Consider the following 12,654-nt stretch of genomic DNA (forward strand, 5'->3'; position numbering starts at 1 on the left):
AATTTATGCCAAAAAACCTTGTCATTGTCGAGTCACCGGCAAAAGCAAAAACAATTGAGAAGTTCCTGGGAAAAGATTTTAAGGTTCTTTCCAGCTATGGTCATATACGCGACTTGAAGAAGAAAGAATTCAGCATTGACGTTGAAAAAAACTTTGAACCGGACTATGAAATTCCGGAAGATAAGAAAGCACTGGTTAAGACACTGAAAGCTGAAGCAAAAGATGCTGATACCGTATGGTTGGCTTCCGATGAGGACCGCGAGGGAGAAGCCATCGCCTGGCACTTGTATGAAGTATTAAAACTGGAACCGGAACATACCAAACGTATCGTATTCCATGAAATCACCAAAACCGCTATACTGAAAGCTATCGAGCAACCACGCAATATTGATATCAATCTTGTCAATGCCCAGCAGGCACGCCGCATTCTTGACCGTATTGTAGGTTTTGAACTTTCTCCCGTATTATGGAAAAAAGTGAAACCCGCACTCTCTGCCGGACGTGTACAATCCGTAGCCGTACGACTCATTGTGGAGCGCGAACGTGAAATACATGCTTTCCAAAGTGAAGCATCCTATAAAGTCACTGCTGTTTTCCTTGTTCCCGACACTGACGGAAAACTCGTTGAAATGAAGGCGGAACTTGCACACCGCCTTAAGACCAAAGCTGAGGCGCAGAAGCTCTTGGAAAGCTGCCAATCGGCAATATTTACCATTGAAGATATTACGACACGTCCGGTAAAGAAGAGCCCAGCTGCACCGTTCACTACTTCTACTTTGCAACAGGAAGCCGCACGCAAACTTGGCTTCACTGTAGCACAAACGATGATGGTAGCTCAACGGTTGTATGAATCAGGACGTATTACTTATATGCGTACCGACTCCGTAAACTTATCGGAACTCGCCATCAACGGCAGCAAAGAAGCCATTGCCAATATGATGGGAGACAAATACGTACATCCACGCCACTTCAGCACCAAAACCAAAGGAGCACAAGAAGCGCATGAGGCTATCCGTCCCACATATATGGAGAATGCACAGATAGAAGGTAGTGCACAAGAAAAGAAACTATACGATCTGATCTGGAAACGTACCATTGCTTCTCAAATGGCAGATGCCGAACTGGAAAAAACAACAGCAACCATCAGTATAAGCAATACATCCGAGGCTTTCAGTGCCACGGGAGAAGTTGTGAAATTCGACGGTTTCCTGCGTGTATACAGAGAATCTTATGATGACGATGTGGAACAGGAAGATGAAACTCATCTGCTGCCACCGTTAAAGAAAGGCCAGAAGTTAGAGTACCAAAACATTACTGCCACTGAACGCTTTACACAACATCCACCCCGCTATACAGAAGCAAGCTTGGTGCGCAAACTGGAGGAATTAGGCATTGGCCGTCCTTCTACTTATGCGCCTACGATCTCTACCGTTCAACAACGTGAGTACGTAGAAAAAGGAGATAAAACAGGTGAGGAACGTTCGTACAATGTAATTACCCTGAAGAAAAACAAGATTACAGACGCCACCCGTACTGAGATCACCGGAGCAGAAAAAGCAAAACTGCTACCTACAGATACAGGTACAGTAGTGACTGACTTCCTGACGCAGTACTTCCCCAGCATCATGGATTACAACTTCACAGCCAGTGTAGAAAAGCAATTTGATGAGATTGCCGAGGGAGATACAAAATGGACGACTATCATGAAGACGTTCTATAAAACCTTCCATCCGTCTGTAGAAAGTACTCTCGCCGCCAAGAATGCACACAAAACAGGAGAACGCGTATTGGGAGATGATCCTGTTAGCGGCAAGCCTGTAAGTGTCAAAATCGGACGTTTTGGCCCTGTAGTACAAATTGGAAGCGCCGAAGATGAAGAAAAACCCCGCTTCTCTCCTTTAAAGAAAGGTCAATCCATCGAAACAATCACTTTAGAGGAAGCAATAGACCTGTTTAAGCTGCCGCGTACTCTTGGCGAGCATGAAGGCAAAACGGTGTCCGTCAATGCCGGACGTTTCGGACCGTACATCTACTACGGCGGGACTTATACTTCACTTCCCAAAGGCGTAGATCCGATGGAAATAGAATTGGAAGAGGCTTTGGAATTAATAAAGGAAAAAGCGGAAGCAGAAGCAAAGAAACACCTCAAGAAGTTCGACGAAGAGCCTGAATTGGAAATCATGAACGGAAGATATGGCCCTTACATTGCTTATAAAGGCAGTAATTACAAAATCCCGAAGGATATCGTTCCGGAAGATTTAAATCTGGACGCCTGTTTGGAAATCGTCAAACTGCAAAGTGAAAAAGCCGCATCAGCTCCGGCAAAAGCAAAACGAGGGAAATATGCCAAGAAGAAAGCATAAAGTTATTTTTAATCATACAAAGAATCAGCCCCAAAATGTAGAATATCCATTTTGGGGCTGATCTTTAAAAAGAGACAGTGAAACAAAAACAAGAGAATATGTCAGAACTGAATGAAACTGTTTTGTAACTCCTTCCTATACTTTCCGGAAATAGGTAGTTCTTCCTTATTGAAAGGGGGAAACATTATACATACATCACTATGGATAACCGCCAAATACTGAATGTTGATGATATACGATTTATGAATCTGCACAAACTGCGAAGAGAAACAGAGTATCTGTGCAGCATTGATAGAGGTACGCATCACCAGTGACTTCTGCGTATAGAGAAAGACCTCCCAACAACGGCGCAATGCATTGAACCTAAAGTAGCCGATATCGGTAAGCCTCAATATATGAATATCACCCATAGGAAGCTGGATAGTAAATGTCACCTTATCCCCTTCTGCCCGTGCTTCCGGCAAAAGCGGCCGCAAAGACAGGGTCTGTCCCCCCACTTTTGCCTGCATAAATCGGTTGACTATCAAATCCAGATCCTTCTTTTCAAAAGGCTTCAGGAGATAATCGAAAGCGGAAATACGTATGGCATCAATCATGTATTGCGGATGAGCCGTATAGAACACTATCTCCATTTCCCAAGTGACGAGACCGCGCAACTTGCCCAAGACATCGTAGCCCTTGGTTCCCGATAGTTCCACATCCATAAAGAGCAAGTCCGGATGCATGCCTCTGATTATGGCAGGTGCAGCAAATCCCGAAGATACACTTCCCATCACCTGGAAAAAGCCGTATGTCTCCAAGCTCTTCTCCAATCTCTCACTATCTTCCTCCGAATCTTCTACTATCAATACCTTATACATCTTCTCCATAACCGGACTTCCTATCATATTTTTACGCAAAAGTAACATCTCAAAACGTAATTAACAAGTCTTACAATCCACAAAAGAATCTCCTTATACCGAACTTTTCAACCTCTATCAGCCCAAAACGGCATCTTATGCGCTAAAAAAGGCAGATAATTCAAAAAAGGCAGGACTTTCAAGAAAAAAGAGTATTTTTGCGCTGTCCATCAATACAGGCACTGTTTGGGACAACAACATGCAGAACAAACCCATTATAAGGAACAACAATCATGACGCAAAAAGCAATTCACCTCTTGTACGGTGCGGCGTGCCTCGCCCTCATAACATTGTCGGGATGTAAAGACAATGAAAAGGATCTCACGAATACACCTTCCATAACGCTTTCGCAACTGGCACAAGACACCATTCTGCAAGCCAAGCCCGAAGTAGCAGAAGAGTACATCAACAAGGCCCAGAAGGAAGCCAAGGACAGCAGCGAATATTACCTGGCAGAATCCGTCCGTTCATCACTGCTGTTGAACAACATCAGCGTGGACTCCGCCTTGAACTGCATCGACCGAATCAAAAACTTCTGCTCGCAACAACCTCGCCTCAACATACTTCACTATACCATGCTGACTATGGCTGAGTATAACCAGGGGCTCATCTTGCAATACCGGCAACAAGCCGACTCTGCCATCGCCGTCTATCGCCATGTGGCGGAGTACAGTTTGAAAAGCATGTACCCCAAATGGATTCCGGCAGTCTATTGCAAGCTAGGCGACCTTTACGGCATGAAGAATGACTTCCCCCTGCAAGCTTACTATTATCGAAGGGGACTGCTTGTGGCCGATTCGCTCAACATCCCCGAAATAGAGAAATTCAGTTGCTACTCTGCACTTGGAGCCAGCTATTTGTCTGTCAGAGATTTCGAACTGTCAGGCGAGTACTTGGCCAAGGCATACAAGCTGAAGGACCGGCTCACCCTGCAAGAGCAGTTTCTTGCGTTCAACAATTACATCAACTACTATTACTACCAAAAGAAATATGACCAAGCCTGGAAATACATGGAAATGCTGTACGAGCTCATAGAACCTCATAAGGACAGCATGCCCTATGAAGATGCCATGATAAAAGGCAACTACGCTGACCTCGCCCTCCGGTCGGGGAAAAACATGGAGAAAGCTGAAGAGTATATCAAAGAATCCAAGACACTGTTTGCAAGCGTGGGAGTGACCTTCATCAACTACTATCTGGAGAGTATGCAATTATCGCTGGCCATTGCAAAGAACGACCTGCAGGAAGCGCAGGAACTTGTTGCCCGCTTTGAAAAAGAGCCTACGGACAACGTACAGATAGACCACCTGAGTTTCCGAAACTCTGCCCTGATAGCCTACTACAAGAAGATGCACGACTACGAGAAGGCACTCGCCCTTTATGAAGCCAATTCACTGATAGAAGACTCCCTGAGAAGCGACCGGCAGAAAAAATATGTGGCAGACTTGAACCTGCGTTATATGAATGACACCACTCACCTGAGAAACCGAATAACCATCTCCACCCAAGAAAACAAGATAGCCCTTCTCCGGCTGGAAGTGATTTCCGGATTCGCTGTCATGTTCATACTGATTGTCGGATTCATCGAATACCGTAAGAAGATACAGAAAAGCCGCAGGCAGCAGTTCGAACAGCATCTGTATGAAATCAGCAAATTGAAGATGCAGAACATCCGGGAAAAGATATCACCGCACTTTATCTTCAATGTGCTGAACCGTGAAATAAACACCCATCCCGAATCGGAAATGGAATACAGCCGCTTGATGCAGCTCACCAAACTGCTGCGCAAAGGTCTGTCGCTATCCAACCAGCTTGCCATTCCGCTGGCAGACGAACTGGACTTTGTGAGCACCTACGTCAGCCTGCTGCAAGACACCGGCACGCACTTCAGCTTCCACCTCTACCAAGAAGAAGACGTGGACACAGCAGCCGTAAAGGTACCCTCCATGATTATTCAGATTCCCGTGGAGAATGCCATCAAACACGGTTTCGCAGGGATAGGACAAGGCATCCTCGACCTCTCCGTCAAAAGAATGCCGAACGGCATACAAATCACCGTGTGGAACAACGGGCAGAAGTACGTTCCATTCCAATCCGGCGACAACGGCAACACCGGCACAGGCCTGAAGGTCATTTATCAGACCCTCGTACTGATGAATGCCCGCAACAGGGAACACATCACTTTCGATATTCATGAGAAAGAAGGTACAGAGGTCTGCATCTATATACCTTATTCATACAACTACAACCAGTAAATATAAGAAAAAAGTCAAGTTATTCACAAAATAGAGAATCTTATTCAAGGATTCCGACACTTCATACAGGAAAACTATTTTCCGCTGTTGCTCAATAAAATATTATTATCGAAATTTGGTGGCATTTAAAGCGCAACCGAAAAGCTATACGAGTAGGACCAATCTAAAAAAAGAAAAAGGTTATGAGAACAACAAAATCATTTAAGAAAAACTTTTTTTTAACTCCAGGAGCTATAAGATACTCCAAACAAATCACATTATTATTGGTCTCTATACTCCTCATCGGGCTATCCTCTTGCAGCAATGATGATGAAGAAGAGGAAGAAGTTATTCCCGAAGTTCCCAATGCAGAAATCGTTGACTATAATATATCGTATGCCAATGGATTAATGGGAGTAATAACGTTTGGCATAAACATATCTGTAGTGGTAAGCGACTATAAAGATTATAGAGAATGGGGAATATATTTACTGCAAAATGGCGTTTATGATAAATACTATGCACCCAGCGGTTCTAATGCTTACACCGATGAAATGCATTTTAAGTTCATAGAGAACGAATTTGATTATTTCAGTTACGAAGAGCATTTGGCGAAGAAAAAAATTCATGTTGGAACATGGATCAGACGAAACATTCTTGACGTTCAGAACGGTGCGCCAGAATTCGAGTACAGCACCCCCATCGACGTATGGCTGATTTACGATAAACCAGTTTCAGTTAAATTTGATTCATGCGAAGTAATACAAGGTCCTTATCCAGCAGTGAGCTACAATGAAGAAACGGGAAGAAATGAGGAAGTTCCTGGCTCAGCATGGTATGATTACGATTTGCACTACACAGTAACAGGTGCACCATTCGTTGTGCAGGGGCAATATCACATTATGCAATACGAATACGGTCCTGAAGAACAACATTATGCCAATGGGCTGGTTTATTCGGGTTACAATGATTTAATAGTGTCTGACGGCGACAACACACAACGTATTCGGCAATTGAGCAGTACCATTCAACAAAATCATTATGACGAAAATTTGGAGTGGATAGTTTTGAAAACGACAAACGGCGATGTACGAACTGATAAGTCATTACATTATTTCCATTGGCGTGATAAGGGACTCAGTTTTACAAAGAATACTAACATTGATTAATATCGACGGAGATACGGCTGATACAGCTAACGGCAACAGTTCCCTACTAGGTAAAAGGTGCCATGTTAATTAGGAAACGATGCTATCTGATGCCTGAAACGCAAAACCATTACAACGAATATTGATGAGAAAAAGACACATAACCATGAAGAAACTTTTACTATTTATGGCTTTCCTTCCATTACTATTTACCTCTTGCGGCAATGAGGACAATGAGATAGATAGCCAAGCACCATATATGGGGCTATGGGTGGCTACACACGCCAAGAAAGTGGATGCCTACGAAAATGTAGTCTATGATAGAGACTTGAAAGATTCGGACTTGTTTTTTAATCTGACACTGGGCTACCAGCCGGAATGGCCCAAACATATACCATACAGAAGTGGACAGCCAATGAACTTAGAATGATATACTGTAGTGAATCTGGAAGTTATTCGATAGAATATACATTAGAAAAACATCCTTGATACAGCATATAACAGGCATTTGATTATTGAAACATAAGTAGAACAAACTAAAAGAATGAAAGAGTTATGAAATTCACACTTAAAATCCTGCCATTACTACTATTGCTACTAATCTGGAGCTGCAATAGTGAAGACGAAAACAAATTATCATCCATTATAGTCAGCACCAACGAGCTAACTTTCGATTCGAACGAAGACTTGCAGACTCTGACCGTTTCAAGCAGTGACGAATGGACGGTTAGCGGTCAGGCAGAATGGTGCAAGGTTTCTCCCGACAAAGGCTCCGACGGGCAAACGGTTTCGGTAAGCGTGTCGGCAAATACCTCCTCCGAAGACCGTACTTGCGCCTTGGTGTTCAGTTGCGGCGAAGCCACCGCTAAAGTGGAAGTCTTTCAATATGCCGCGGCAGAAACCAACTATCTGGATATGGGATTTGACAAAGATGCAACCATTACGAATTATGATGAAAAGAGCGGAGAACTGAAGGTGCAATATAGCCAGTCCACTCCACCAGCAATAGAAAAAGGAAAAGCCATCGTCTTGCCGCAAGAATATGGCACGGCCATACGTGTAGTGAAGGATGTCACCGTATCAGGAAACAGTGTCACACTCCAGACGGAAGAGGGCAATATGTGCAACATATTCAGAAACATAGATTTCATCCTTACCACCGACCCGTCGCTTTCCATAGATGACGTCCGCACTCGTTCGGGCAAGAAAAGAATAAGGGTAATCACTCCCTTTGCCCGAAACGCAAGTAATGCCACAAGAGTTGACTATCAGGGCAGCGATGAAATATTCAGTGATAGCCGCAATCTTGCAGATGACTTTAAAGACATTTTCAAAGTAGATGACGGATATCTCTCTTGGGGAGAATGTAATTACGACATCAACCTGAAAGGGATATTTTATTTCTCTTTTGGCGAGAATGTAATGGCAGAAGGTTTTTTGGGAGATTTGAACGCTTTCATATATTATCTGGAAGGAAACTTCAACGCAAGGTACCAACTGGAATATGGCATTTCCGGAGAATTAGAGCAAGAGGGCAACGAAACTCTTTATAGCCAATTATTTCCACCTATTACATTTCCCGTAGGCTCTGTGCCTGTCTCTCTTACGGCCGGAATCGATTTCGAAAAAGAATATCAAGCCACTGCCAGTGGAAAGATATCCATAAGCACGGGCTTTGAACTAAATGCGAGTGCCAAATTAGGAGTTTCGTGGAGTAAAGAAGCCGGAGCCAAAGCAATACATAATTTCGACAAGCAATTTACTGTCTATCCACCCACTTTTTCTGCCGAAGCCTCTCTCCACAGCAAAGTTTCCTATTATCCGGAACTCTCTGTCAAAATATACAATGTCATCGGGCCAAGTCTGGCGGTAAAACCCTATCTGGAAGGGGCATTGGATGCCAAAACACAAGCAACGGCATCCGGCAAAGACAGCTATACCGGTTGGAAAGCAAAAATCAACACAGGGGTTGATTTAGACTTTGGATTGTCTTTGGACTTTGGCATTTTCGGGGATCCGGAAGACATATCAATACCGGACTGCCCTTTCAATCTTTATGACAAAACTCTTGTTGAAGCTCCCTACAAGATAGAACTCGTCTCTCCGGAAAACAACATGAGCCTCATGGAAGGCGATGAAACGGAAGTCACATTCCGGGTCACTTCTTTTTGCGCATTTACTCAAGATAAAAGTTTCAATTGCCCATTAGCCTTTGTCAGCTTCTCTTCCGAAGCGGGCGGAAAGCTGGACAAAGAGGTTGTAACCACCGATGCAGAAGGTCTTGCCACCGTGAAATGGTTTCCCAAAGGGAATAAGGACAAACTTACTGCTAAAATAGTTGACCAGAATGGAGAAACACTGAAGGATGAAAACGGGGAAGAAATAGGGGAAGTGGTGTTCGAGCCTGTCATACAAAAGTTGAAATTGGACTTAGACTCACATAAGGACAACGACAAGATGGAAATCGGCCATGCCGAAGACATTCATTTCTCCGTAAAAACCATTGACGCAGACAATAAGGAGACTCCCAAAAGCGGCATGACAGTGATATTCACAGCCGCCGACATTTCGGTTTCTGCCATTACAGACGAATCGGGTATCGTTACCGTCAGTTGGGCGCCTCAAAAGGAAGGAGATAAGCTTACGGTCAAGGTCATAAACGAAATAACAGACAATGAAGGAAACAAGAAACAGGTAACGCTGATAGAAAAGTCCTTTGCACCCACTGCCATCAAGTCGGGGATATCTATTGTAGCACCCGCTGATGGAATAGAAATAAACGAGGGGGAAGCTGTTGACGTTACCTTTAGAGTCCAGTATTCCACCGGCGGAAAGACATTTGATTATGCTTTATGTGACGTCCACTTTTCTGCTGAAGGGGTATCTGAGGTTCATAAGACGAATGAAGACGGTACAGTCACCCTTCATTGGATTCCCCAAAACACCGGTGACAGACTAATCGCTGAAATCAAGGACAAAGCCGGAAACAGTATTACGAAGAAGGTATTCACTCCTACGATTGTAACCAAAGAAATCAAAAGAATTTCTCCGGAAAGCAATGAGAAAGTGAAGAAGGGAAGTCCGGTCACCGTAACCTTCCAGGTAGCCCAAGGCAATACAGGTACTCCCTGCGCTTCGGAAACTGTAACCTTTTCTGCAACATCCGGAACATTGAGCAGCAATTCCGCTACTACAGATGCCGACGGAAAAGTATCTGTGATGTGGACACCTACCCAAACAGGAGACATACTGACCGCCCAGCTGGCTTCCAATAAAAAGACAGCCACCTATACTGTCGTTATGGAAGGAGATAAAGCAAATCTGCTATATGGAGCTTGGGGAATAATGAAACAGCCTGTATTGGTAATAAGAGAAGGGGGCATAACCTTCTATAGCTATGACAGTGAAGGCCATGTTTCAACTATTACGAGAGCATATTCGTATAATGAGGCAACCAAAACAATCACAACAGTCTTAGATGGAAGTACGGTGAACATCGTCATTAAAAAACTGACTGAGAATATGTTGATTACTCCTTTCTTTGCCCCCGACAACATCGTCTCTCCATTGGCACGGTTAAAGGATGACTTAACCGGTTATCAAATGGAGGATAACCGTGACAATAAACAGATGTTAAAAGGTGTATGGAGAAGCTATGATAATGAAAAGTTAACGCTTCGCAGCAACGGTACTTTCTCTCTATCAGAAGAAGGTACCATGTCCGGGAACTATACTTATGACACAAATACCAAGATGATTACATTCCATATAGGTGGTGAAACCGAGCAAATGCCCGTTATATGTCTGAACAAAGACTTCTTGATAATGCAGATAACAGATGATGAAGAGGATGGAGGCGAAGTATTTGACTGGGTATGGTATAAAGAATGAGACAGCATTGAAAACATGGTACATGGGCAACGGAGAGCAACCACAAACTATTCATGTTCCTCAAAGCCTATGACGAGGAAGACGGTAGTGAATTTGTCATGGGATTCCGTGTACTTTAATATAGAGTGTTAAGAAATTAAGATATAAAAAGAGCGGAAATTTGATTTCCGCTCTTTTTATATCTTCCTATACTAAACGCAACACCCTTTTTACATTCTGTCCGGCACCTCGATGCCCAGCAGTCCCATGCCAAGGCGAACTACCTTCGCCACATTCTCCGATAAAGCAAGGCGGAACACTTTCACGGCCTCGTTCTCTTCGCGCAGGATGCTGAAATCATGATAGAACTGATTGTATTCCTTCACAAGGTCATAAGTATAATTGGCTATAATAGACGGGCTATAATCTTCGCCCGCCTGCTTCACAACAGCTGCGAAATCAGCCACCATTTGGATAAGTCCTTCCTCTTTCTCACTCAACTCGATACCTACAGGGATTTCAGCCGGAATTACGATGCCGGCTTCAGCCGCCTTACGCAATACAGATTGAATACGCGCATACGTATATTGAATGAACGGACCTGTATTCCCATTAAAGTCGATTGACTCTTTCGGATTAAACGTCATATTCTTGCGGGCATCCACTTTGAGGATAAAGTATTTCAAAGCACCCAGTCCTACAATTCGGGCGATATTATCAGCCTCTTCCTGAGTCAGTCCGTCCAGTTTACCCAGTTCGTTAGAAGTTTCCTTAGCCGTGCTTACCATTTCTTCAATCAAGTCATCGGCATCCACTACCGTGCCCTCACGACTCTTCATCTTACCTTCAGGCAATTCCACCATGCCATACGAAAAATGCACAAGGCTCTTTCCCCACTCAAAGCCAAGTTTATCGAGCAAGATAGAAAGCACCTGGAAATGGTAGTTCTGCTCATTACCTACAACATAAATCATTTTGTCAATAGGATAATCCGCAAAACGCAGCTTAGCTGTACCGATATCTTGAGTCATATAAACTGAAGTTCCATCGGCACGGAGCAACAATTTGTGATCCAAACCTTCAGGAGTAAGGTCGGCCCATACAGAACCATCTTCTTTCTTATAGAAGAAACCTTTTTCAAGACCTTCCACAACTTTCTCCTTACCTTCAAGATAGGTATTTGACTCATAATATATTTTATCAAAGCCCACACCCATCTTACGATAAGTTTCATCAAAACCTTCGTACACCCAATTATTCATTTTTGCCCAAAGTGCACGTACTTCCGGATCACCGGCTTCCCATTTCACCAGCATTTCACGAGCTTCGTTCATCAAAGGAGAGGCAGCTTCTGCCTTCGCTTTAGCTTCTTCTTCCGTCACACCTTCAGCCTGGAATTTAGCCATCAGCTCTTTCACTTCGGCTTTATAGTGTTTATCGAAAGCTACATAATAGTCACCCACCAAATGATCGCCCTTTTTACCGGATGATTCAGGCGTTTCACCATTTCCATATTTAGACCAGGCCAACATGGACTTACAAATATGAATACCACGGTCGTTGACAATATTTGTCTTTACCACTTTATTACCATTTGCCATCACAATGTTGGCCAAAGCATTACCCAGAAGATTATTGCGTACATGTCCCAAGTGAAGTGGTTTGTTGGTATTGGGTGAAGAATATTCAATCATCACCAACGGAGATTTATCCGTGGCAGCAACAATACCGTATTGCTTATCGGCATGAATGTCATTCAACAATTCAATCCAGGCGGAAGAAGCGATAGTCAGGTTCAGGAAACCTTTGATTACATTGAATGCAGCTATCGAAGGCTCGTTAGCTTTCAGGTATTCGCCAATCTCCTGTGCTGTCTGCTCCGGTCCTTTCTTCGACATGCGCAGGAAAGGAAAAACTACCAGCGTGAGGTGTCCCTCAAATTCTTTCTTGGTTTTTTGCAGTTGCACCTGTGCGGCAGGCACATCCTGTCCATACAGCGCTTTCAGTCCGTTGATGACGGACGCTACCAGTTTATCTTCTATATTCATGATTTAAAAGTATTTTCCGGACGCAAAGATACTATATTTTGGCGAATTACGCGCTCCATCTGTACGGATAATAAAAAAGGAGACACCTCGTA

Annotated in this window: 7 protein-coding genes; 5 read left to right on the forward strand and 2 right to left on the reverse strand. The window is 43.7% G+C overall.

From position 1 onward, the window contains the following. The first annotated feature begins 5 nt into the window (after positions 1 to 5). Positions 6 to 2,363 carry a type I DNA topoisomerase gene (gene topA, locus BN161_RS06000; protein ID WP_044263883.1) on the forward strand — a complete coding sequence of 786 codons (2,358 nt, stop codon included), beginning with the start codon at positions 6 to 8 and terminating at the stop codon, positions 2,361 to 2,363. Between the two features lie 101 nt (positions 2,364 to 2,464). Here topA and BN161_RS06005 read toward each other — a convergent pair whose 3' ends face one another. Continuing rightward, positions 2,465 to 3,250 carry a LytR/AlgR family response regulator transcription factor gene (locus BN161_RS06005; RefSeq protein WP_244436425.1) on the reverse strand — a complete coding sequence of 262 codons (786 nt, stop codon included), beginning with the start codon at positions 3,248 to 3,250 and terminating at the stop codon, positions 2,465 to 2,467. Positions 3,251 to 3,495: 245 nt separating this feature from the next. Here BN161_RS06005 and BN161_RS06010 point away from each other — a divergent pair, with 245 nt between their 5' ends. From BN161_RS06010 to BN161_RS06025, 4 genes are all read left to right on the forward strand, one after another. Further along, positions 3,496 to 5,517: a tetratricopeptide repeat-containing sensor histidine kinase gene (locus BN161_RS06010; RefSeq protein ID WP_044263870.1), complete on the forward strand. Its 2,022-nt coding sequence runs from the start codon at positions 3,496 to 3,498 to the stop codon at positions 5,515 to 5,517. A 182-nt stretch (positions 5,518 to 5,699) separates the two neighbouring features. Beyond that, positions 5,700 to 6,665: a hypothetical protein gene (locus BN161_RS06015; RefSeq protein WP_044263873.1), complete on the forward strand. Its 966-nt coding sequence runs from the start codon at positions 5,700 to 5,702 to the stop codon at positions 6,663 to 6,665. Positions 6,666 to 6,810: 145 nt separating this feature from the next. After that, positions 6,811 to 7,074 carry a hypothetical protein gene (locus BN161_RS06020; RefSeq protein WP_044263875.1) on the forward strand — a complete coding sequence of 88 codons (264 nt, stop codon included), beginning with the start codon at positions 6,811 to 6,813 and terminating at the stop codon, positions 7,072 to 7,074. Positions 7,075 to 7,199: 125 nt separating this feature from the next. Further along, positions 7,200 to 10,535 carry a BACON domain-containing protein gene (locus BN161_RS06025; protein ID WP_044263878.1) on the forward strand — a complete coding sequence of 1,112 codons (3,336 nt, stop codon included), beginning with the start codon at positions 7,200 to 7,202 and terminating at the stop codon, positions 10,533 to 10,535. Between the two features lie 209 nt (positions 10,536 to 10,744). On the opposite strand, the gene argS is transcribed toward BN161_RS06025, so the two are convergent. Beyond that, positions 10,745 to 12,562 carry an arginine--tRNA ligase gene (gene argS / locus BN161_RS06030; RefSeq protein WP_044263880.1) on the reverse strand — a complete coding sequence of 606 codons (1,818 nt, stop codon included), beginning with the start codon at positions 12,560 to 12,562 and terminating at the stop codon, positions 10,745 to 10,747. Positions 12,563 to 12,654 lie beyond the last annotated feature (92 nt).

The sequence above is a fragment of the Bacteroides timonensis genome (assembly GCF_000513195.1).
Lineage (GTDB): Bacteria > Bacteroidota > Bacteroidia > Bacteroidales > Bacteroidaceae > Bacteroides > Bacteroides timonensis.